The following is a 21367-nucleotide window of genomic DNA, read 5'->3' as shown; positions in this document are numbered from 1 at the left end:
GTTGCCTTAAGCAACTTCTAATGTATTTTTGAAAGCGTCCAAGGCTCTTTGGCGCGCCATTTTATGATCGACTATCGGCGCTGGATAGCCGCATAGTTTACGTTCTGCCGCACTAGGTGCATGCCGTGATTTACTCGGTAAACGGGTAAGTTCCGGTAAATAACGAATTAAAAAATAGCCGTCTTTATCAAAACGTTCAGACTGGGTGGTTGGATTAAAAATCCTGAAATAAGGTGCGCCATCAGCGCCGGTAGAAGCGCTCCATTGCCAACCACCATTGTTTGACGCTAGGTCAGCATCCACTAAATATTCATTAAAAAATGCTTCGCCCATGCGCCAATCAATCAGTAGGTGCTTGGTTAGAAACATGGCGGTAATCATACGCAGGCGATTATGCATCCAACCTTGTTGTCGTAGTTGTTGCATTGCAGCGTCAATAATGGGATAGCCTGTTTTACCTTCGCACCAAGCATTGAAGTCTTTTTCACAGTTGCGCCACGGCACATGTTCGGTGTGCGGTTTAAAAGCTTTGTGTTTACACAGGCTAGGATAGGCGACCAATAAATGGCGGTAGAACTCGCGCCAAATAAGTTCATTAATCCAAGTATCAATACCGTTTTCACCGCCATTTAAAAGACAGGCGTTTTTTAACCAAGCGCTGTATAAACATTGGCGTGGTGATAACAAACCGGTAGATAAGTAATACGATACTCTACTCGTGGCGTCGGCATCGGGTAAATCGCGCTGCTCGTGATAACGCAGCACGTCATCGTCTAGAAATGTATTAAGTTGATTATGCGCGCTGTCTTCGTCCGTTGGCCAAAGATCATCGGCTTGGGTGGTAATGTCAGTATGATCTTGCAACAAATGAAAGGCCGTTTCATTGTGCTGGCGTACTGCAGGGGCCGGAAGTGGTGCCGCAAACTGATTATTGACGATATTCAGCCAAGCTTTCTTAAAGGGTGTGAACACTCGATAGGGTTCATCTTGCTGCGTTTTTACCGATCCCGGTGGCAGTAAGCACTGATCATGGAATTTATTAACAATAATATCGTGATCCTGACACCAGCGGCCAACAACGATATCACGTTTACGTTCGTTGACTTCGTATTCCAAATTGAATGCCAGTTCGCTGACTCTCTGTGAGCCCATACATTGCTGTAGATAACTAACACAATCAGCAAAATTATCGACGGTAACAATAGCCAGAGGAATATTAAGCTGAGCAAGTTGCTGTTTTAGCTCCATCATCGCCGCTTGCATTAAATTGATTTTGCGCGGGCCTAGGCCATGCTGTTGCCATTGCTTAAGCGTGTTAAAAACGATGGCACAAACATCGTCATCTTGATCGCGGCAGGCATGAGTCAGTGCTGGGTTATCGTGTATGCGCAAATCCGTGCGAAACCATACGAGCCGAGTCATGCTTGACCTCCAAGAGTTGTAATAAACATTTGTACCTGCTTAGCGGTTTGTTCTGGTAAACGTACGGTTTTCTCACTGGCCGAAAGTGCTGCGGGCACGGCTCCTGAAACAAACACTGTGCGTTCATGTTGTTGGGCAAAATCGATCCAAGGTTGCACTTGATCGTTGTTACTTGGATGGAAGTGAACCCACACCCACGAACTAGATACGATCTGACTAGCGATTTGGATGTCGGTTGGTGTTAAACAGTGACCGAAATATTCTACGCGAAAGGCGGCAGCGCCCAAGGCGTAACTACTAGCGAGTAAATTGAGCTCTGCATCGGCGTGGTTAGTAGCCATTAGTAGCGTTGGGCCATCATTGTGGCGATGCTGGCTTTGAATCAGCCCGGTGAGTTTACGTGCGAGCATGTGTTCGAAGGCTCGCACCAGTAACGGCTGGCTGTAATCGGCGCGTAACACTTCTAATACTGGTAATAAACAACGCTCGTAATACACGGCCATCGGATAGCTGGCTAACCCACTATTCCACAAATCATCAAGTTTTTGGCTATTTAGGTGTGTAACGGCCATAAGCATGTCATTTTGCTGCTGTTGCCAGTCATCGCTATTAGCCGGAATGGTCGGCACCGAATCACTCAGCAGTAATTTAACTTGGCGAACTGGGTAACCTTTTTCTAACCAATATAAAATATTATTCACACGTTCGACATGCGTATCGGTATAGAAGCGATGACCTTTTTCTGTACGCATTGGCTGAATAATGCCGTAACGCCGCTCCCAAGCGCGCAAGGTCACTGGGTTAACCCCAGTGAGCCGTGCAAACTCACGAATAGGATAGGTCGGTAGATTTTCTAGGCGGTTCATAGGCTGTTCCGCAAACCTAGCTCATACGGATGTGGATTCAAGTAAACCTGCTGGCGGGCGTAATTATTCGCGCCCTCATGGTGTAACAAATGATGTTTTAACAAGGTCAGAGGAACCACTAAAGGCACGATACCTAGGCGATATTGATGAATCAGTTCTTCTAATTCCTTTTTATCCCCCGCTGTTAAAAACATTTTTAAATAGCCCTGCAAGTGCATCAGGGTGTTGGTATGCATTTTACGACTCGCCGGTTTTGCTAGCGCAGTCATCAGCTGGGTAAAGTATTCGTCTGCAATTGCGCTTATATCTTGGCTGGCTAAATTCGCGAGTAGTCGGCCCATTGATTTGTAGTGGACTGAGCTGTGCGCCATTACTAAATATTTATAGCGTGAGTGAAAATCGATCAGACGTGCCGCAGTGACAGGCGTGGCCTTGAATAACTGCCATTCGCGATACGTAAAAACGCGCACCATAAAATTTTCGCGCAGGGCGGCGTCATTCAAGCGTCCCGCTTCCTCAACCGGTAGTAATGGATTTTGCGCTTGGAAATGGCTGGCATAGATACCAGCGGTAGTGCCTTCAGGATGGCCATTGGCTAGGTAACGTTTAACGCCAAATACACCGCAGCTCGGGCTTTTTTGCATAAAGATGTAGCCGCAAAGCTGCGTTTGCTGCTGGCCTTGCATCCGGCCATATTCCGCCAATGCATCGGTAACATCTAGTTCTGGATTGTCAGTACCTAAGGCGCGGACCGTGTCGTCGTTGGCATCCGCGCTGACTAAGCGAATGGGTTCGCGCGGGGTGCTCATGCCGATAGCGACTTCTGGGCAAATGCTCACGAAGCTAAAATATTTGCTTAGTACGTCGGTACAAAAACGCGAGCGTTTGTGGCCACCGTTAAAGCGAACAGGGTCACCCATCAGACAAGCGCTGATTCCTACGGGGATAAGGTCAGCACCGCTAAGGAGACTTTTATTGTCTTTATCTGAATTAAATTGATTCGCTTGTGCCATTCTGTATAACTCCTGCATCGAGTTTTGTATAACATCATTTTGGCCACTGAACCTTCTACAAGTCAAACTATTTTGTACAATATTTTTCTATTTTGTATAACTTTATGGCCGCTAGGCGGATAAGGTTAGGTTGGCTGTACATAGAAGAGGGTGTCATTGGCTTAGAGTTTGGGTTTAGCAGCACCTTACATAGGTCTTGATTCAGCATAGTTGGCTCTGACTAATAAGTGGCCTAATGGAATAGGATTTAGACAAAGGGGAGGGGAAGAGATTGCCTGTGATGATGTTAGGCTGGTGGGATTTTAGGGAAAAAAAAGCCGCTGCTCCGTGGAAGATGACAGCGGCAAAGTACTCATTGTGCTGGTGCACGAGTACGAGTGGAAATTACTGCGTGCTAATGCGGCGAATCACAATATTGCTGATCGCATTGGCAACTTCTGGTTCTAGTCCTACAGGACTGTGAAGCGATATTTCTAGGTCGTAGCCCTGTTGTTTTAGTTCGTTCTGCTGTTGTTCTAGCATGGCTGGTACGTCTTTACGGAGATGGCGACCTGCGGCAAAAAACAGTGGCAGTATGTCGATTCGGCTGTAGCCTGCAGCTGCTAGCGTTGCTACTTGGTGATGCAGAGAAGGGTCGGCTAACTCCATGTAGGCTAGCTCAACACGCTCGCTATCAAGACCACTACGAATGTGTGCGAGTAGGTTATCAAACGGCGCTAGCCAGTTGGCATCGCTGCTGCCGTGCGCTAGTAAGATGGTGGCAACTGTTGCTGCGGGCGTAGTCATATAAGCTTTCCGTTGTCGCAATATCGTTGTTTAAAAATAAGAGGCTGCTTGCTGACCGCTCAGCCAAGCGCCTTCGAGTGTACCGCGCTGACACCAATCGCCACAAACAGCCACGGCTCTGTCGGCATCAAACAAGGCTCCGGCATCCAATGGCTTAGCGGGGACGGCGTAAAGCCAACGATGCAGCCAGTGTTCACTCACCGCATACCCTTGCACTCCTAACGCAGTAAAAAAAGCTTGCTCTAGGGCGTGCAATACCTCTTCTCGTGGCGCATCAACCTGCTCCTGGCTCCACGCGTGGCTGGCTTGTATAACCCAAGTTTCGCCGGAGTCACGGAGTGGTTTGCTGTTGTTTCTGGCCAGCCAAGCAATAGCGCTATCGTGCACAAATGCGGCATCAACTGGTGTGTCGATACGCTCGGGAAATGCCAGCAATAAGGTCCAGCAGGGCAACATCTCTACATCATTGATTGCTGCGGCGAGATGGCTGTTTTCCAATAATGGTAAGGCCTGTTGCGGTGGTGTATTGATAATCAAGCTATCAAAGGGTCCATAGTGTTGGTCGTTTTCGTCAGTGAGTAACCATTCACTATCGGTACGCTGACAGCTGACAATACGAGTGTTTGGAATAAACTCGGTTGCCGGTGCTAGTAGTTGACGACTGAGAGCCGTCATTCGTGATACGCCAACGTAACGAGTGGATTCGTCATCCGATAAACGAATGCCTTCTGCGTCGATCACATGAGGAGTGACCGCCCACTCACTGACCCAACCTTGATGTTGCCACTCGTGTAAGGTTTTCATGAAACTGGCGTCATGAGCGCGAATAAACTGTGCCCCCATATCCCAAGAGGCATCGCCAACTTTTTTGCTCGCCATACGTCCGCCAGAACCACGACTTTTATCAAATAGGGTAACGACGTGCCCTTGTTTGGTTAAAGCGCTGAGGGCGCTCAAGCCTGCCATTCCAGCACCAACAATTGCGATACGCTTCATAAATACCTTCTTGTACAAGTTCCTGATGTCTTATTGCGGAACTTGCCCGCCGATTAATTGCAGATATTGTATCACTTATTTTATTGTTGTATAACTTTTGTATAGAAAATATGATGCACGCCTACACAGATACAACCGTTAATGCCGGCGCTCCTGTCAATGAGCACAAGCACAATTAGTTAAGAGGAAAGGTTATGAGCTACAAAGCCCCGCTGCGAGATATGCAATTTGTATTGTACGAAGTTTTAAACGGCGACCAAATTTTGCCTGCATTACCAGGCTACGAAGACGCGACGCGTGAAATTATGGATGCGATGCTGACTGAAGGCGCAAAGTTGTCAGAAAACGTACTTGCACCATTGAATGCGTCTGGTGATCGAGAAGGCTGCCAATACGACCCAGAAACAAAATTGGTGACAGTGCCGAAAGGCTTCAAAGAAGCTTACAAGCAATTCGCTGAAGCCGGCTGGACCGCGTTGGCGTCGCCAGTTGAGTACGGTGGTCAGGGCTTACCGCATACACTAAACACCTTAGCTGAAGAGATGGTGTGTTCTGCCAACTTGTCACTGGGTATGTACCCAGGTCTAACTCATGGGGCCATTAATGCGTTGACCAGTTATGGCACTGACGAACTTAAAGAAACCTATCTACCGCGACTAATCAGCGGTGAGTGGACCGGCACTATGTGCTTAACCGAACCGCAATGTGGTACCGACTTGGGTTTGATTCGCACCAAAGCTGAGCCGCAAGCGGATGGGTCTTATGCGATTTCTGGTACCAAAATTTGGATTACCGGTGGCGAACACGACATGGTGGATAACATCATTCATCTCGTACTCGCTAAGCTGCCAGATGCGCCGGCCAGTGCTAAGGGAATCTCTTTATTCTTGGTGCCTAAATTCCTAGAAGACGGCAGCCGCAACCCAGCTTTTTGTGGTGGTTTAGAACACAAAATGGGTATCAAAGGCTCGGCTACCTGCGTGATGAACTTCGAGCAAGCTAAAGGTTGGTTGATTGGTGAACCAAACAAAGGTTTACAAGCTATGTTCGTGATGATGAATAGTGCGCGTTTGATGGTGGGTTTGCAGGGCTTAGGTATTGCTGAAGCGGCTTACCAAACATCGCTTGGCTTTGCCAAAGATCGTTTACAGTCGCGCTCATTAGCGGGCCCGCAAGAGCCAGAAAAACCTGCGGACAGCATTATTGTGCATCCCGATGTACGCCGTATGTTGTTGCGTCAAAAGGCGACTATCGAAGGCAGTCGCGCCATGGCTTACTTCACTAACTTGCAGTTGGATATTGCGCACAAAGCTGAAACAGCCGAAGAGCGTGAGCAAGCAGATGATATGGTGCAGTTGTTAACGCCAGTTGTTAAAGCTTTCTTAACCGACGAAGGTTTCTTCTGCGCGAACGATGGCTTGCAGCTAATGGGCGGTGCTGGTTTCACTCAGGATTGGCCACTAGAGCAGTATGTGCGTGATTCTCGCATTACTCGTATCTACGAAGGTACCAACGGTATTCAGGCACTGGATCTCGTAGGGCGTAAACTCGGGATTGCCGGTGGGCGTCCGGTGAAGCGTTACTTTGCTATGCTGGATCAGTATATGAAAGATTATGCAGATGCCCCACATGTCGCAGAGTTGAAAGCTGCTAAAGATCGCCTGCAAAAAGCGACTATGTGGTTAATGCAAAACGGCATGATGGATCGTGAACAAGCTGGAGCAGCGGCAACGCCGTACCTGCGCCTATTTGCTCTAACGACAGTCGCGTATTTCTGGAGCCGTATGGCTAAGGTTGCGCAGGAGCAATTGGCTGGTGGATCGACGGAGACACATTTCTATCAGGCCAAAATCAAGACGGCACACTTCTTTATGTCTAAGCTGTTACCACAAACGGAATCTTTATTGACCGAAATAGAAGCCGGTAAAGAAAGCTTAATGGCACTTGATGTAGCTGAGTTCTAACGTGTACAGGAGGTCGGTGATGAAGCAAAGGATTTTGATTACGGGTGGTACTGGATTCATTGGCAGTCGCTTAGTCGAACGCTGGTGGCAACAGGGCCACGATGTAACCGTGCTTACTCGCCGGCCCGAATGGGCACAAGAACGTTGGTCGGGGATGGTGCATACTGCCTCCGACCTTGCACAGCTTGAAGGACAATATGATCGCCTTGTGAATCTGGCCGGGGAAGGCATTGCTGATGCACGCTGGTCGGATTCTCGAAAAGCGATAATTCGCCGCAGTCGCATCCAGTTGACCGAGCAATTGGTTGAATGGGCCCAAGCGACAGGGCAGCATTTCGATATCGTCTTAACGGGATCCGCTGTTGGCTACTACGGCGGTTTTGATGGTGCTGACGGCCGGCAAGCCGTATCTGAAGATAGTCCTTCGGGTAGTGATTTTTCCGCTACCTTGTGTAGAGATTGGGAATTAGCGGCTGAGCCTTTGATCGACCTCTCGAATCGCACTGTGATTCTGCGTACCGGTTTAGTTCTGGGGCCTAATGGTGGCATGCTCAAGCGCATGTGGTTGCCTTTTCAAATGGGCTTAGGGGGCGTCATAGGGTCTGGCCAACAAGTACTGTCTTGGATCCACATGCGTGATTATTGCCGTGCTATTGATCATATCTGTGATAGTGATTTACGTGGCGCGGTTAACATGATAGCGCCAACTCCGGCCACTAATCGCCAGTTCACAAAAGCACTGGGCAAAGCCTTGCATCGACCTACTCTTTTCCCTATGCCTACATTGGTAGCCAAGCTAGCGTTTGGTGAAATGAGCGAATTGTTACTGCAAGGGCAGCAAGCCCTTCCCACGCAGTTGCAAAAATCCGGATTTCGTTATGAATACGACGATTTAGGCCGGGCCCTCGAGGACATCGTAAGCTTGTGGTAAGCTCCTGCTCGCTTAGGGTCACTCGGATCGTGACGTCATAGGGAGTTTCCCGCTAAGTATTTCCGTTGCAAATATTGCAGAACGTTAACAGTAATTTCCCGACCATTTTATTGACGCCTGACTATCGTTGCATTACTGCATATCAAAGCGTTTTTAACCTACTGATTAATAGCGAAAAAAACGGAAAAATGACGTTTTAAACTTTACTGTAGTTTTCTGTTATCGGCGATTGCGGAGTACTGATTCGGCAGCTAAACCTAAAGATATCAAGATAGCATCCGATACAGGTAAATTTAGCCATGAGCACTAGTCGCCAAACACTCGATCAGTTTTTGTACGAGTTCGATCAGAGTTATCGTGTAGGTTATGTAAATTTTTCTCGTGCGACTGAGCTTGCGGATGCGCAACTCATTCTCACATTAGAGCGCGATTGCGAGCGAAAGACATTTGCCTTCTCGCAGCCGCACTTCTACGACGTAGACAAAAATCTAGTTGCGAGCCACGGCCTTTACATTGCCGCTATCAAGAGCTCGCCACTGTCGCCTAACCGCGTTGAGGTTGGCGATATTGAAGGTGGTTTTGGCTATTTCACTGCAAAAAATGTGAAGAATATTACGCCGACCGCATGATATGAATGATTAGCCTCAATAACGGATGTATGAAAGCTAACGAATACGCACCCTGATAACAGCACCCGATGTACTTTTAAAGCAGCTTAGGCTGCTTTTTTTGCATCTGCACCAAAGCTTTTGAAATATTTCACCACGGTATACCTGCTCATATTTGCCTTCTACTAGCTTGTGCTTTTCACCTTTTAAATGTAAGCGCTCAAGCAACCCCACCTACCAATTTAAATAACCGCCAGTTCTATATTTTCCGGCAGCAGTTTTTCAATATCTTCCACCGTTTCACAGTGCGGCAATCGCGTCAGTACCGTACGTAAATACGCGTAGGGTTCGAGTCCATTCGCTTTGGCGGTTTCTATTATGCTGTACAGCATGGCGCTGGCCTTTGCACCACGTTGACTATCGCTAAACAGCCAATTTTTGCGTCCAATCGCAAACGGTCTGATGGCATTTTCGACTGGGTTGTTGTCTATGTTCAGTCGGCCATCGCTGATGTATACCGTGAGCTTATCCCAGTTTTTATCAAGGTAGGCTAACGCTTCGCCCGTTTTTCCTTTAGGCAGGGTCTGTTGCAACGCTTTATCCAGCCAAGCTCTGAGTTTATTGAGCTGGGGAAGGCTTTTTTCTTGTCGAATTTGATATTTTTGTTCGGCTGATTGGTCTTTGATGCTAGCTTCGATAGCGTAAAGCCCTTTGATCATGGTGATCGCCATATCGGCTTTGCTGACTTTCCCTTTCGGGCTAGGGCTGACTTTTTGCGCCTCGATAAATTTACGACGAGCATGAGCCATGCAGCCTAATGCTGTGACGCCTTCTTGCTGCCCAATTCGGTGATAACCCGCGTAATCATCAGTTTGCAGGTAGCCTTGATAGTCGCCTAATAGCGAGGCTGCAACGTCTGTACGTCGACTACTCGCGTAATCAAATAAGATGATGGGATGTTCTCGATCACCGGTTTTTCGGACCCACATGTAGCTGAGACTTTCGGCCGTTTTATCCGGTTCTTTTAACACCTGCACCCGAGTTTCATCCATGTGGATGTAGTCGCTATCCAGAAGTTGATCATTCAGCAGGTTATAGAGCGGTTGCAGACATTCACTGCTTTTGATCATCCAGTTGGCTAAGGTGTTACGCGGTAAATGAATGCCCATTCGTTTGAAAATGGTTTCCATCCGGTAGAGAGGTAAACCGTCTTGATATTTGGCAACCGCAATGTGGGCGAGTAAGCCTGGGCTGGCATTGCTCTTAGGAAGCGGTTGTTTCGGAAGTTCAGCAATGTGCACGCCGTTTTCGCAGGCCTTACACGCGTATTTTTTGCGGGCATGAACGAGCACCTGAACCACAGCAGGAATAATATCCAGTTGTTCGCTGGTGTCTTCACCGATGCAGGTTTTTACACAGCCACATTCACAACGTTTATCGACTTCAGCAAGATCGTGTTCGATACGTACTCGCGGTAATACCGCAGGCAGAGGTTTACGGCCGGAGGCTTTTTTAGGCGCAGACGATACAGCATCAGAGGCTGATTCTGCGGTGCTCACTTCTGCATCAATGGACTCTGCGATTTCAGGAGCAGAGGCATCATTCTCATGTTCGACTTCATCAAACAATTCGGCTTGCTGATCACTCTTCTCGCTGCTTTTACCAAACTGACGCTGTTTAAACAGAATGATCTGTTCTTCCAAAAACTGGATACGTGATTGTTTTTTATTTAACAGTACTTGATGGTGATGAATTAATTGTTCTTTTTTTTCCAACTGATTCTGTTGCGATTGCAATAACTGACTCTGCGCTAAAAGCTGTTGTTTTAGCGCAACAATATCGTCAGGTAAGTGATCAGCCGGTGGTGTTTTCATGGGGTTGGATTATACCAAATCCGTTAATTTATAGCAGAGTAAAATAGCGTTTCATGCGGTTTATTATTAAAAATATCCAGTCCATCCAATAATAAATTCAGTTGATAACCGTCGATGCAAAGGGATGCAGTGTCGGTCGGCTTTAGCCATTTAAAACGTTGCTTTTCCAACCGTTTGTACCACAGCACAAAGCCATTGCGCTCCCAGTACAGTAGCTTAACTTTATCGCGGTTACGATTACAAAAGACGAACAGCGCATTGATCATGGGGTTGAGTTCTAACTCCTGCTCAATCAGAGCGGACAAGCCATTAATAGACTTGCGCATATCCACCGCGCCTGCGTATAAATACACCTGAACCGATGCGCTAGGCCGAAGCATACAAAAGCCCTCGATCATTGAGAGCCACCAATAGATCGGGTAAGGCCTCGACTGACAGTTCAATCAACACCTGCGAGCCCAATCGTAGTCGTGCCGGAGCCGAAGACGTCAGCGTGATAGGGATCAGAGCCTTGGTTTTCGTCGACTCTGTCTTGGGCGACAAACGTTTACGCCAATACTGAAAATTATGAACGGCTATGTTGTGCTGCTGACAAAAGGCGACTTGGGATAGACCACTCTCGTGCCAGAGATTAAGGTGTTGTTGCCATTGTTCCGATTTGGTCATGAGCTGTCTCGTTAAATAATTTGAAGACAGTTTAGAGGGATTTCGGCGTGGGTTTTAGGTGGGGTTGTTTGAGCGCTTACGATTGTTCTGCTAACTGAGGATTACTATCGAAGTCATCAACGGAGTTTTTAAAATCGTCAAAAGAGACCACAGCTTTAACAACTGGTGAGTGTATTCCCGTCTCAGCCCCATGCGCATCGGTCTTCTTCGCTTGTACCTGATCCGCTTCCATGTCAGAAAACTTGGCGCTATTCCCTTTAGCTTTGCGTTTTTTACCTTCAAGTTTCAGTTTACGCGTGGCTTTGGCGAAGTCGCTGAGTATATCCCCAACCTTTTGGAACTTGAATCGCCCCTAGTTTCCTAGACACTCTTTAAAGTTACAATGTACTTAAAGAGGAGGCCGATATGGCTGGTGAACGATATAACGAAGAATTCAAGATCGCAGCAGTAAAGCAAGTGACCGAACATGGTTACTCCATTGCTGATGTTGCTCAGCGTTTAGGCATTACAACTAAGAGCTTGTACAACTGGCGTGATCGTTACGGCGAGAATGCGCAAGCCTACCACGAGAAGCAATCCAGTCATGAAGAGCTGCGTAAGCTTAAAGCGGAGCTAAAACGTGTCACAGAGGAGCGTGACATATTAAAGGAGGCCGCCGTGTTCTTTGCTGCCGAGTCAAAGAAAAATACACGTTCATAAAATCTCGAACTGATCGCTACTCCGTTCGTACTCTGTGTCGAACACTTGAAGTTCATCCTAGTGGGTTTTATGCCTGGTTAGCGAATCCCGAAAGTATACGGCAGAAAGTTGATGAGTATCTTCTCGGGTTTATTAAGCAATTCTGGCTTGAGAGTGGTTGCGTTTATGGCTATCGAAAAATCTATAAAGATCTAAAGCATGCGGGAGAACACTGCGGGAAAAATCGTGTTCATCGACTGATGCAGCAGGCACAAATACAGGCAGAACGGGGCTACAACCGAAAAACACGCTATGACAGCGGCGAGCTATCCACCGTTGCCCCTAACCTACTGAATCGTGAATTTGATGTATCCAAACCGAATACCGTATGGGTCACCGATATTACATACATTCGTACCTATGAGGGCTGGCTGTTTCTAGCGGTAATCATTGATTTATTCTCACGACAGGTCGTTGGCTGGTCGATGAGTGAACGTATTAATACCGACTTGGTACTGAATGCAATCACGATGGCGTGCTGGCGAAGGAAGCCAAAAGGTGAGGTGATCGTGCATTCCGATCAAGGTTGCCAATACACAAGTTACGACTGGCAAAGCATGTTAAAAGCCAATAACTTAACCGTCAGCATGAGCCGTAGAGGGAACTGTCATGATAATGCCTGTGCGGAAAGCTTCTTTGCCTTGCTAAAGCGAGAACGTATTCGCCGTAAAATTTATCGCACAAGAGAAGAAGGAAAAGCGGATATATTTAATTATATCGAGCTGTTTTATAATTCCACACGTCGCCATGGTAATAATAATGACTTGTCGCCAAGGGACTATGAAAAGAATTATTTTTTGAAGCAAATGGGTGTCTAGGAAACTAGGGGCGATTCAACTTCTTAATGAGGTGCGCTTTGCTGCCAATGGCGGCCACAGCTCCAACACCATCTGTAACCGCGGCCATTATAATGGTGAGTATTAATTCAAAGGCGGCGGTGCTCGCGACATTGGTGATTTCAATGGCGTGTTGGGCTTCGGCATAGTCTTTTACAAATTGATAGAGCATGTCACGCAGGCTTGGGTCTTCGATCACCAAGTTGGCCATCGCCATGGCTTCGTCAATTTGTTGTTCGGTGATTTGTGTAGGGTCGAAGCCTAGCGCTTCTACCAGTTCGCGCTTTTCGCCTTTTACGTAGGTTTCGGAGTAGGTTTTAGTAAAGTCTTCCGATTCCCACGCAGCTTGTAGAGCACGGGCGTGATGCTACATTTTACAAAAGGATTTATAAGGTTGCTGCTCCCTTGAATGCGATGTGCCCTTAGTATCCCCTAGCAGTATAAATATCAAGATTTGATATCAGTATTAAATTTTGAATTTTCTACATATTGAAGAAGTAGTTTGTTGGCGCTATTCCCAAGGTCAAAAACACCAGAGCGACTAATTAGAGTGTGCTTCGTATTTGGAGTAAATTTTAAAATTTCACCATTCTCAATTTGAAAGCCGCCAATAATATCCTCTGGCGGGGTCTCTCCTTGTGGTGTTGGAGTTCTTTGGTCAATCAAATATATCCAGCCAGTTCCTTGAGCTTTAGCTTGATTTATTAACTCATCTTGGCGAATCAAAACAGTGTTAATAAAGCTAGTGAGTGTGCTTCTGAATTCTTTATTTTCTTGAAAAATTTGATGTATCTCTGATTCTTTATTTGGAATAAACGGCAAAGAACCCAAGATTAAGTTTGATATCAAGCCCTCTAATTCAACTTTCTTTTTGGAAGCTAAGGTTACTAAAAATAATTCTCTTTCATTAATTTCTGCTTCTACAATATTAAGAGTTAATTTTGACATAATGAGTTCTCTTTTAAATTCGCCTACCTACTTGCGAATTTTTTAATGATATATCGTCTTTTTTCTTTTTGCATTTCAAAACTATCAATGTTGTTGATTTCATCTTGGCTGATTTTATCAAACACATTGACAACAGCTTTGCTGCCAGTTTTTTCATCTATTTGGTAGGCCAATTCTCCAAAGCTACTTTCAGATGTCAATCCACCAGTAAAAACATTCGAGAGAGAGCCTTTGCAAAGTAATTTATACCCAATGTTATTATAAAATTTTCTTATGTCAGCAAGAATATAGAAAAAGTTGTGACCTGAAAATTCTCCCTTCCTACCTTCCGTATCTGAATACTTTATTTTCATTAAAGATTTTTCTAGATTAAGTGACAATTCTATTTCACCACAAATTTTTCTGCCATTATGTAACTCTATTTTATATGTCTCATTCATTAATCAAGCCCTTTGTGTGATTCGGATTTTCTATAAAATCTCCTATTGCTCGATTACTACCGTCTAAGGGAGTGCATCCCTTAATGTTACACGTATCTATTTTTCCTTTGAAAGCAACTTCCTGTTCGTGTGCAAATGGATTATCTGGGTAAGCTTTATTTACATCAATGCCTCCACCAGGATTGTCTATTTCGTATAGGTAACCAGGTTTGTTAGTTTGAGTATTTACCTCAGCAGCACCCGATGGAACTTTTGATGTTCCAATGTATTGACTAGGTACATTAAAATCAACGTAATCTTCTAATGGCACTTCAGCTTCAGGCTTCCAAGATTTGAATCCATTTTCAAATATTTCTTCTGGGCCCCTTGAATCACGTCTGTACAATGTATCAGGCTGCCCATCGTTTGTAGGTTCAATATTTGGTTTACTCACTTCTCCCGTCTCAGCCCCATGCGCATCGGTCTTCTTCGTCTGTACCTGATCCGCTTCCATATCAGAAAACTTGGCGTTGTTGCCTTTTGTTTTCCGCTTTTTGGCTTGTAGCTTTAACTTGCGTGTGGCTTTGGCGAAGTCGCTGAGTAAATCCCCAACCTTTTGGAACTTCTTAATGAGGTGCGCTTTGCTGCCAATGGCGGCCACAGCTCCAACACCACCTGTAACCGCGGCCATTATAATGGTGAGTATTAATTCAAAGGCGGCGGTGCCGGCGACATTGGTGATTTCAATGGCGTGTTGGGCTTCGGCGTAGTCTTTTACAAATTGATAGAGCATGTCAGGCAGGCTTGGGTCTTCGATCACCAAGTTGGCCATCGCCATGGCTTCGTCAATTTGTTGTTCGGTGATTTGTGTAGGGTCGAAGCCTAGCGCTTCTACCAGTTCGCGCTTTTCGCCTTTTACGTAGGTTTCGGAGTAGGTTTTAGAAAAGTCGTCCGATTCCCATGCTGCTTGCAGGGCGCGGGCGGCATGCTGCATTTTTACAAAGGGGTTTACGACGTCGCTCACTTCTTTTAGCCATACCACCATGCCCCAAGCGGATGAGCCAACGCCTTGCATAAACGCACCGGTGTAAATGACGCCTTTCATCACGGTGGTTTCTTTATCCATCTGCTTTTGATACATGGCTGCTTCGGCGCGTTCGCCAGCGACTAGGATTCAAAGGGATTCAAAGGGTCAGAGTCGTTGATTTCTTAGACCTTAAGCTCTCGGTGTTTTCGCAGCGTGTATAAATTTCATTAAGATAAGAGTATCACTTGTTTCAAGGAAGAAACGATGGCCCGCCGTCCACGACTATATCTGCCCAATTGCCCGTTACATATTATTCAGCGCGGAAATAATCGCTATGCCTGTTTTCGTGATGACTCGAACTATAAGGGATATCTGCATTTTAAATCGCCTTAAGAAATCAACGACTCTGACCCCTTAAATCCTTGGTCGATGGTGAACTGGTGATTGCCCGCCGGGGCGCGAAGGGTGGTTACCGTATAGTGCGCTCACCCGCTCAGATCAGCCTTAGAGCCTTAGGGATGTCGTAGAGGCGTTCGAAGGCCCGATCGTACTTACCGAATGCTCTCAGGATCACAACGTGTGTGACATTACTGACACCTGCAACCTTTCCGACGGCTGGGGCGGTATCAACCAGCTGATTACGTAGATGATGGGGCGTTTATCCCTTGAAGACGTCCGTAATCCTCAGATCGTCGATAAGCTGTATCGGCAGTTGATGGCTGATAGCCTGCGGATTCAGTTGGTGAATTTGTAAACTCCATAAACGCACCTTTTCTGTTCGTCCCTAACCAAAGCTCTGTTTAAGGTGTTTGGTTATTTATCAGAGCCCTGGTCGATTGTTATATGATTGAACACGGCCAGTGTTGACAAGGGAGACAATTGATTGAATATCGCATTTCGTTTAGATTTGCGGTTACTTGCTGGGGGGGGATCCAGCTTTAATTTCACATGGAGTGTTCAAAAATGTCATTTCGCCTAATAGCTGTAGTTTCACTATTACTAATCTCTTTCTCGGCCCCCTCTTACTCTTACACCAAAGATGAGAAAGCGAGCATTCGTAAGGCCATTGAAGGAAAAGATAGGCAAGTAATATCTGAACTAATATCAGAGAAACTTAGCGACAATTTTACGGTGGAATACGAGCCACTATTGGCTTACCTCGCGAAGAGTAAGGATGTAGATTTCTTTTCCTACATGCTTGGGTATATTGATTATAACGATAAGATAATTGCTCGGCTCGTCATCAGTAAGGGTAGCAATATCGCTGTCAGGGATTATTTGTTAACGTCTCACTTAGACGTAAATTATTACCTGGACGGAAAACCTTTAGTTCACCATGTCTTTGATCCTGATACGATACGTTATCTGGTATCCAAAGGTGGTGATATCAAAAAGCTATCAGATTCTGGTGAACCCATGATTTTTTCATCTGTAGGTCTGAGTGCTTCCGCTGTTGAACCATATTTGAAAACACTGAATGAGCTATCATACCCCTTCAATTCAGAGTCTTCAGATGGGCGAAAAATCGCTCATGAAGTGGCGAAAGCTGGACAGTTGAAGTACCTCATGCTCCTCAGGGAACTGAATCTTGATTTGACTGAAGAAGATGACAACGGCTTTAGCCCGATCTTCTATATCATGACGACTGATCTTGGAGTTACATACAGGAATGTATATTTCAAAGGGTATCGGTTTCCCTCTTCGAAAGTATTTTCCGCACTCGAATACGCTATAGACGCCAATGCAGAAGAAGCGGTCAACTACATTATGAGTGAGTATGATTTTGAAATATCTGATGGTCGGATAGTTGATATTATAAAGAATTCAGATGTTGCCCGCATAATGATAGCTGCAGGAGTTGACCCTGATTTAACTGGTTCCCGGGGGGATAGTCTTGCTAGTGACTTAATTATGAATGGAAAAAACTCTATTGTAAGCGTTCTATACCATAGTGGTTATGAATTAGCAGAAAAATTTGAACCAGATGAAGCAAACTCTGAAAGTCAATGTGATGACTGTGACTATAAATATAGCCCTGAATATGAACGGTATAAAGTCTTAAAAAACTATTACGAATCGGCTGATATTGAGCCTGAACTTGGATCATGCGGAGCGAAGCTTAATACTTCCAACTTTCCTTACGGTGAATGGGTGGAAGAGGGCAGTGAGTCCGATAGCCTGAGTTTACTCCGAGATGGTACGTTTGGCATGGTACGTAGCTTTTTCGGTCGAACCGAAAAAACCACCGGAACATGGAAGGTTGCTCACTGTGGTGTCGAAGTGCTTCACGAGGATGGCAGGTTAACTTATTATCCGATAAGGAAATTTACTGGTGGATCGTTCGAGATGTCTTTCCACGGTTTGGATAGACAATATGTCAGAAATAATTGAGTTTTTATGTAATATAAATTTTATATTTTTTAATTTGAGGATTTGAATTTGTACAAAGGGATTTTTTTAAGTGCAATTTCACTTTTACTGTCATGTGAATTGAGTGCTGGTGTGTATAAATGGGTGGATGAGAGTGGTCAGGTTCACTATAGCGACAAGCCGCCGATTTCAGTATCAAATAAAACGGAAGAAATTGAAATACAGAAGAATAGTGAAGATGCAGAAAGTGTGGAGCGCCTGAGAAGGATGGTGACCGACGCAAAGAGTAGCTCTACTGGTAGTAAAGTGAAAAATAGGGCGTCTTCTTTAGGTGGAAAGTCAGGAAGTAGTGGTATTTGTGAACATTACCAGAAGACATATGAAACATACAAAAAAGACGGCGTAGAGGGAATTAATATGCGAACTAATGAACGAAAGATGATGACTGGAAAGGTAGCAGAGCAAGAAATTAAGCGTGTTAAGGAAAGAATAGAGTTGCTGTGTAATTGATGAACATATAATTCTGGCTTTACTGAAATCTCCATGCTTTTCGTTATTTATTGAGGTACAGGAGGATTCAAGGGATTCAAAGGGTCAGAGTCGTTGATTTCTTAGACCTTAAGCTCTCGGTGTTTTCGCAGCGTGTATAAATTTCATTAAGATAAGAGTATCACTTGTTTCAAGGGAGAAACGATGGCCCGCCGTCCACGACTATATCTGCCCAATTGCCCGTTACATATTATTCAGCGCGGAAATAATCGCTATGCCTATTTTCGTGATGACTCGGACTATAAGGGATATCTGTATTTTAAATCGCCTTAAGAAATCAACGACTCTGACCCCTTAAATCTCGTGCCAGAGATTAAGGTGTTGTTGCCATTGTTCCGATTTGGTCATGAGCTGTCTCGTTAAATAATTTGAAGACAGTTTAGAGGGATTTCGGCGTGGGTTTTAGATGGGGTTGTTTGAGCGCTTACGTTTCTTTATCCATCTGCTTTTGATATATGGCTGCTTCGGCGCGTTCGCCAGCGACTATGGCCATTAATGCATTGCGGATTTTGACGCGCAGTTCGTTGCGTGGATCAGGTTCGTCGTCGTTGATGGCGAGCGCAGTGCCGATTTTTTCAATCGTGAGATACGAATTACTTAGGGCTGTGCTGAGTGCCGCTTGTGGGCCGCTCGGCAGATTCGGGATGTCATGCAACGTGCCAAAGTAGAAGTGATTATGCGCTTGTTGAAGCCCATTGGCAGGCATGGCCGGGGGCAGAAAATCGAAAGCGTATGAAAATCAACGACTCTGCCTTCTTGAATTCCGCTCTTAAAAATTTGGAGGGTATTATATTTCTCTTAATTTCTCTAAATCTTTAGGTGATAAATACCTTCCATCATTATTCGAAACAATCAAAATACCTATATTTCCTGGTATTTTTGTCAATAACTCTCGACCGTTGATGGATTTTGCATGCCAGTTGGGAATCGTGACCAACTGGCGATTAGTTGATACTGTTACGCAGTATTCATTTTTTCCTTCAGCTTTGGTTAGCACAGGAGAATGATCACCTTCTGGCGAACAAATCATAAAATATTCAGATTCTTTCTTTAGGTGGTTTTCGGATTTCATAATAACTAGCTCAATGATATTGCATCTGCAATTTTATCACACTTATTTTCTCTAATTCTATCGGAGTATAGTTTTATTTTTTCCTTTTCTTCTTGAGAGAATTTACATATTAGGAAGTGTTTTTTTAAGGTGATAAGAAATTTATGAGCTATTTCAGGGTTGATGTCAGAGATTTGATAATGCTGCTTCCTAATTGATATCGAGATTCCAAGCAATATTGATAGAACTGCTGTTAAAGAATTTTTCTGACAATCAATGTCGTCTATAAGGTCAGTAAGGGCTGAAAAAAAAGTCCCTAAATTTTCTTTGGGGCTAATATCTATATATTTTTTCACCCAACCTGTGATGAAAAGTACATAGTCATGATTGTGACTTTCCCTATTTCTAGAAAAGTAGTTGCCATTACCCAGAAAAAAGTCTTTTGTTTCATTTCTATTTAAAGCTTTAATAAATAAGTTTTTGTTCATTGGAGGGGCTCAACAACTAGTCCAGAATTTTTCTTTAAATTGTCGACATTGTTATTATGAATAATCCGGTCACCACCAGAGAGTGTAGCTTCGCTAGTTCCAGATTTAGTAAGCCCTCCAGGAACCCATTCATGTTCATAAGCTCCTCTTTCATTTCCATTAGGCATGCTATATTCAAAACTCGGATCGTTTGGCGAAAGTTTTACATAAGATATCTTGGCTGAACTTAAATCTGTATTCTCACCCAGATTCAACTCATCTCTAAGAACTCTCCAGTCACCACCAGAGTCTTTATATTTTGTCACAACTTGATCCATTTCAGATGATAAACCAACAAATTTACCATCCTTAGGGAAAGAGGTGTATTCAGGGGCGGATATCCACTCTTCAATTACAATAAAAGCCCCTCCTTCTTCCTTAAATTTATTAAGATGGGAATCGACGTAATCTTTAGATAAGTACTCTCCCACATCATTTGGCCTATTGCCTCTCTCGAGATTTATTATTTCATCATATTTCTCTTGGGTCATAGGAACAGATTTCGGTACTGTAGCGTTTGCCGAATTCTTAGGTCCTGTCTCAGCCCCATGCGCATCGGTCTTCTTCGCCTGTACCTGATCCGTTTCCATGTCGGAAAACTTGGCGCTATTCCCTTTAGCTTTGCGTTTTTTACCTTCAAGTTTCAGTTTACGCGTGGCTTTGGCGAAGTCGCTGAGTAAATCCCCAACCTTTTGGAACTTCTTAATGAGGTGCGCTTTGCTGCCAATGGCGGCTACAGCTCCAACACCACCTGTAACCGCGGCCATTATAATGGTGAGTATTAATTCAAAGGCGGCGGTGCCCGCGACATTGGTGATTTCAATGGCGTGTTGGGCTTCGGCGTAGTCTTTTACAAATTGATAGAGCATGTCGCGCAGGCCTGGGTCTTCGATCACCAAGTTGGCCATCGCCATGGCTTCGTCAATTTGTTGTTCGGTGATCTGCGATGGATCAAAGCCTAAGGCTTCTACTAGCTCGCGTTTTTCGCCTTTTACGTAGGTTTCGGAGTAGGTTTTAGAAAAGTCGTCCGATTCCCATGCAGCTTGCAGTGCGCGGGCATGGTGCTGCATTTTTACAAAGGGATTTACGACGTCGCTTACTTCTTTTAGCCATACCACCATGCCCCAAGCAGATGAGCCAACGCCTTGCATAAAGGCACCGGTGTAGATGACGCCTTTCATCACGGTGGTTTCTTTATCCATCTGCTTTTGATACATGGCTGCTTCGGCGCGTTCGCCAGCGACTATGGCCATTAATGCATTGCGGATTTTGACGCGCAGTTCGTTGCGTGGATCAGGTTCGTCGTCGTTGATGGCGAGCGCAGTGCCGATTTTTTCAATCGTGAGATACGAATTACTTAGGGCTGTACTGAGTGCCGCTTGTGGGCCGCTCGGCAGATTCGGGATGTCGTGCAAGGTGCCAAAGTAGAAGTGGTTGTGCGCTTGTTGAAGCCCATTGGCAGGCATGGCGCTGAGTAAGTTGTCAGCCAACAGTGAGCTGCCAGCGCCCAGATTTTCGGGATGCCAAAATTTAGGTCCCGCGCCTTTACGAATGCGGTAACGGTTGCCGCTCTTATCTTCTAATTCGAAATCGGCCATATCCCTATATTCTTCCCATTTATTCCATTATTGCGGCGAGTATTGAGCTGCATACGTAGCAAAATAACGAGGGGTGATATTAAGCGGTTAGGGCGTTGGCTTCAATTGGGTTTATCAATAAAGTGAGAAATGAAGCCAATGAAGCCATTAGTGTCAGGTTGTGCAAAAAAACGTCGTT

At 45.2% G+C, this 21367-nt stretch carries 22 protein-coding genes; 6 read left to right on the top strand and 16 right to left on the bottom strand.

The window, feature by feature from the left end; all coding sequences use genetic code 11:
* Nucleotides 1-6: 6 nt before the first annotated feature.
* The 5 genes from phrB to TOL_RS13525 form a co-directional block, all read right to left on the bottom strand.
* Nucleotides 7-1422 (bottom strand): deoxyribodipyrimidine photo-lyase, encoded by a 1416-nt coding sequence (gene phrB / locus TOL_RS13545; RefSeq protein ID WP_015487915.1) that lies wholly within the window; start codon nt 1420-1422, stop codon nt 7-9.
* The gene (locus tag TOL_RS18485; RefSeq protein WP_015487914.1) at nt 1419-2288 is read right to left on the bottom strand and encodes a MerR family transcriptional regulator; all 870 of its coding nucleotides are present in this window, start codon (nt 2286-2288) and stop codon (nt 1419-1421) included. The genes phrB and TOL_RS18485 overlap by 4 nt, the downstream gene beginning before the upstream one ends.
* Nucleotides 2285-3301: a YbgA family protein gene (locus TOL_RS13535; protein ID WP_015487913.1), complete on the bottom strand. Its 1017-nt coding sequence runs from the start codon at nt 3299-3301 to the stop codon at nt 2285-2287. The genes TOL_RS18485 and TOL_RS13535 overlap by 4 nt, the downstream gene beginning before the upstream one ends.
* A gap of 384 nt (nt 3302-3685) precedes the next feature.
* Complete coding sequence (locus tag TOL_RS13530; RefSeq protein ID WP_015487912.1) at nt 3686-4087, bottom strand: sirohydrochlorin chelatase; 402 nt, start codon at nt 4085-4087, stop codon at nt 3686-3688.
* 30 nt (nt 4088-4117) lie between these two features.
* Nucleotides 4118-5083, bottom strand: a complete 966-nt coding sequence (locus TOL_RS13525; protein ID WP_015487911.1) for an NAD(P)/FAD-dependent oxidoreductase — start codon at nt 5081-5083, stop codon at nt 4118-4120.
* A gap of 194 nt (nt 5084-5277) precedes the next feature.
* On the opposite strand from TOL_RS13525, the gene TOL_RS13520 reads away from it, so the two are divergent.
* From TOL_RS13520 to TOL_RS13510, 3 genes are all read left to right on the top strand, one after another.
* Nucleotides 5278-7047, top strand: a complete 1770-nt coding sequence (locus TOL_RS13520; protein WP_015487910.1) for an acyl-CoA dehydrogenase C-terminal domain-containing protein — start codon at nt 5278-5280, stop codon at nt 7045-7047.
* A gap of 19 nt (nt 7048-7066) precedes the next feature.
* Nucleotides 7067-7978 carry a TIGR01777 family oxidoreductase gene (locus TOL_RS13515; RefSeq protein WP_015487909.1) on the top strand — a complete coding sequence of 304 codons (912 nt, stop codon included), beginning with the start codon at nt 7067-7069 and terminating at the stop codon, nt 7976-7978.
* Between the two features lie 299 nt (nt 7979-8277).
* On the top strand, nt 8278-8607 hold the full coding sequence (locus tag TOL_RS13510; protein WP_015487908.1) for a hypothetical protein: 330 nt from the start codon (nt 8278-8280) through the stop codon (nt 8605-8607).
* Between the two features lie 221 nt (nt 8608-8828).
* Here TOL_RS13510 and tnpC read toward each other — a convergent pair whose 3' ends face one another.
* Genes tnpC through tnpA form a run of 3 tightly spaced genes read right to left on the bottom strand, consistent with a single transcriptional unit; the run spans nt 8829 to nt 11126 of the window.
* Nucleotides 8829-10460 (bottom strand): IS66 family transposase, encoded by a 1632-nt coding sequence (gene tnpC / locus TOL_RS13505; protein WP_015487750.1) that lies wholly within the window; start codon nt 10458-10460, stop codon nt 8829-8831.
* Between the two features lie 23 nt (nt 10461-10483).
* Complete coding sequence (gene tnpB / locus TOL_RS13500; RefSeq protein WP_015485607.1) at nt 10484-10840, bottom strand: IS66 family insertion sequence element accessory protein TnpB; 357 nt, start codon at nt 10838-10840, stop codon at nt 10484-10486.
* Nucleotides 10827-11126 (bottom strand): IS66 family insertion sequence element accessory protein TnpA, encoded by a 300-nt coding sequence (tnpA, locus tag TOL_RS18480; RefSeq protein ID WP_015485608.1) that lies wholly within the window; start codon nt 11124-11126, stop codon nt 10827-10829. Before tnpA ends, tnpB begins: the two co-directional genes overlap by 14 nt.
* Before the next feature lie 405 nt (nt 11127-11531).
* Between tnpA and TOL_RS13485 the strand changes: the two genes are divergently transcribed.
* A protein-coding gene (locus tag TOL_RS13485) for an IS3 family transposase (protein ID WP_420823083.1) occupies nt 11532-12682 on the top strand; the annotation gives its coding sequence in 2 pieces (ribosomal slippage) (nt 11532-11775 and nt 11775-12682; 1152 coding nt in all).
* 4 nt (nt 12683-12686) lie between these two features.
* Here the strand turns inward: TOL_RS13485 and TOL_RS19340 are convergent.
* The 4 genes from TOL_RS19340 to TOL_RS19335 all read right to left on the bottom strand — a co-directional run bounded on the left by TOL_RS19340 (nt 12687) and on the right by TOL_RS19335 (nt 15208).
* Nucleotides 12687-12917 (bottom strand): hypothetical protein, encoded by a 231-nt coding sequence (locus tag TOL_RS19340; protein ID WP_015487906.1) that lies wholly within the window; start codon nt 12915-12917, stop codon nt 12687-12689.
* Nucleotides 12918-13147: 230 nt separating this feature from the next.
* On the bottom strand, nt 13148-13648 hold the full coding sequence (locus tag TOL_RS13475) for a hypothetical protein (RefSeq protein ID WP_015487905.1): 501 nt from the start codon (nt 13646-13648) through the stop codon (nt 13148-13150).
* 23 nt (nt 13649-13671) lie between these two features.
* Nucleotides 13672-14088 carry a hypothetical protein gene (locus TOL_RS13470; protein ID WP_015487904.1) on the bottom strand — a complete coding sequence of 139 codons (417 nt, stop codon included), beginning with the start codon at nt 14086-14088 and terminating at the stop codon, nt 13672-13674.
* The gene (locus TOL_RS19335) at nt 14081-15208 is read right to left on the bottom strand and encodes a scabin-related ADP-ribosyltransferase (protein ID WP_231847990.1); all 1128 of its coding nucleotides are present in this window, start codon (nt 15206-15208) and stop codon (nt 14081-14083) included. Before TOL_RS19335 ends, TOL_RS13470 begins: the two co-directional genes overlap by 8 nt.
* Nucleotides 15209-16057: 849 nt before the next feature.
* Here TOL_RS19335 and TOL_RS13460 point away from each other — a divergent pair.
* Nucleotides 16058-17485, top strand: a complete 1428-nt coding sequence (locus tag TOL_RS13460; protein WP_015487902.1) for a hypothetical protein — start codon at nt 16058-16060, stop codon at nt 17483-17485.
* Between the two features lie 48 nt (nt 17486-17533).
* Nucleotides 17534-17974 (top strand): DUF4124 domain-containing protein, encoded by a 441-nt coding sequence (locus TOL_RS13455; protein ID WP_015487901.1) that lies wholly within the window; start codon nt 17534-17536, stop codon nt 17972-17974.
* 463 nt (nt 17975-18437) lie between these two features.
* On the opposite strand, the gene TOL_RS13450 is transcribed toward TOL_RS13455, so the two are convergent.
* The 4 genes from TOL_RS13450 to TOL_RS19330 all read right to left on the bottom strand — a co-directional run bounded on the left by TOL_RS13450 (nt 18438) and on the right by TOL_RS19330 (nt 21189).
* Entirely contained in the window at nt 18438-18719 is a 282-nt protein-coding gene (locus TOL_RS13450) for a hypothetical protein (protein WP_015487899.1), read from the bottom strand.
* An 81-nt stretch (nt 18720-18800) separates the two neighbouring features.
* Nucleotides 18801-19085, bottom strand: coding sequence for a hypothetical protein (locus TOL_RS13445; RefSeq protein WP_015487898.1), 285 nt, complete (start codon nt 19083-19085; stop codon nt 18801-18803).
* 5 nt (nt 19086-19090) lie between these two features.
* Nucleotides 19091-19552: a hypothetical protein gene (locus TOL_RS13440; protein ID WP_015487897.1), complete on the bottom strand. Its 462-nt coding sequence runs from the start codon at nt 19550-19552 to the stop codon at nt 19091-19093.
* Entirely contained in the window at nt 19549-21189 is a 1641-nt protein-coding gene (locus TOL_RS19330; RefSeq protein WP_015487896.1) for a hypothetical protein, read from the bottom strand. Before TOL_RS19330 ends, TOL_RS13440 begins: the two co-directional genes overlap by 4 nt.
* Nucleotides 21190-21367: the final 178 nt, after the last annotated feature.

The sequence above is a fragment of the Thalassolituus oleivorans MIL-1 genome (assembly GCF_000355675.1).
Lineage (GTDB): Bacteria > Pseudomonadota > Gammaproteobacteria > Pseudomonadales > Oceanobacteraceae > Thalassolituus > Thalassolituus oleivorans.
This window is presented reverse-complemented; position numbering and strand designations above follow the sequence as displayed.

Bases quoted from the DNA above. Each gene is read 5' to 3' on its own strand.
- TOL_RS13440 (WP_015487897.1), bottom strand. From the start codon at position 19,552: ATGAACAAAAACTTATTTATTAAAGCTTTAAATAGAAATGAAACAAAA.
- tnpA (WP_015485608.1), bottom strand. From the start codon at position 11,126: ATGACCAAATCGGAACAATGGCAACAACACCTTAATCTCTGGCACGAG.
- TOL_RS13475 (WP_015487905.1), bottom strand. From the start codon at position 13,648: ATGTCAAAATTAACTCTTAATATTGTAGAAGCAGAAATTAATGAAAGA.
- TOL_RS13525 (WP_015487911.1), bottom strand. From the start codon at position 5,083: ATGAAGCGTATCGCAATTGTTGGTGCTGGAATGGCAGGCTTGAGCGCC.
- phrB (WP_015487915.1), bottom strand. From the start codon at position 1,422: ATGACTCGGCTCGTATGGTTTCGCACGGATTTGCGCATACACGATAAC.
- TOL_RS13510 (WP_015487908.1), top strand. From the start codon at position 8,278: ATGAGCACTAGTCGCCAAACACTCGATCAGTTTTTGTACGAGTTCGAT.
- TOL_RS13520 (WP_015487910.1), top strand. From the start codon at position 5,278: ATGAGCTACAAAGCCCCGCTGCGAGATATGCAATTTGTATTGTACGAA.
- TOL_RS19330 (WP_015487896.1), bottom strand. From the start codon at position 21,189: ATGGCCGATTTCGAATTAGAAGATAAGAGCGGCAACCGTTACCGCATT.
- TOL_RS13460 (WP_015487902.1), top strand. From the start codon at position 16,058: ATGTCATTTCGCCTAATAGCTGTAGTTTCACTATTACTAATCTCTTTC.
- tnpC (WP_015487750.1), bottom strand. From the start codon at position 10,460: ATGAAAACACCACCGGCTGATCACTTACCTGACGATATTGTTGCGCTA.
- TOL_RS13515 (WP_015487909.1), top strand. From the start codon at position 7,067: ATGAAGCAAAGGATTTTGATTACGGGTGGTACTGGATTCATTGGCAGT.
- TOL_RS13530 (WP_015487912.1), bottom strand. From the start codon at position 4,087: ATGACTACGCCCGCAGCAACAGTTGCCACCATCTTACTAGCGCACGGC.
- TOL_RS19340 (WP_015487906.1), bottom strand. From the start codon at position 12,917: ATGGCGATGGCCAACTTGGTGATCGAAGACCCAAGCCTGCGTGACATG.
- TOL_RS13450 (WP_015487899.1), bottom strand. From the start codon at position 18,719: ATGCCTGCCAATGGGCTTCAACAAGCGCATAATCACTTCTACTTTGGC.
- TOL_RS18485 (WP_015487914.1), bottom strand. From the start codon at position 2,288: ATGAACCGCCTAGAAAATCTACCGACCTATCCTATTCGTGAGTTTGCA.
- TOL_RS13470 (WP_015487904.1), bottom strand. From the start codon at position 14,088: ATGAATGAGACATATAAAATAGAGTTACATAATGGCAGAAAAATTTGT.
- TOL_RS13535 (WP_015487913.1), bottom strand. From the start codon at position 3,301: ATGGCACAAGCGAATCAATTTAATTCAGATAAAGACAATAAAAGTCTC.
- tnpB (WP_015485607.1), bottom strand. From the start codon at position 10,840: ATGCTTCGGCCTAGCGCATCGGTTCAGGTGTATTTATACGCAGGCGCG.
- TOL_RS13445 (WP_015487898.1), bottom strand. From the start codon at position 19,085: ATGAAATCCGAAAACCACCTAAAGAAAGAATCTGAATATTTTATGATT.
- TOL_RS19335 (WP_231847990.1), bottom strand. From the start codon at position 15,208: ATGTATCAAAAGCAGATGGATAAAGAAACCACCGTGATGAAAGGCGTC.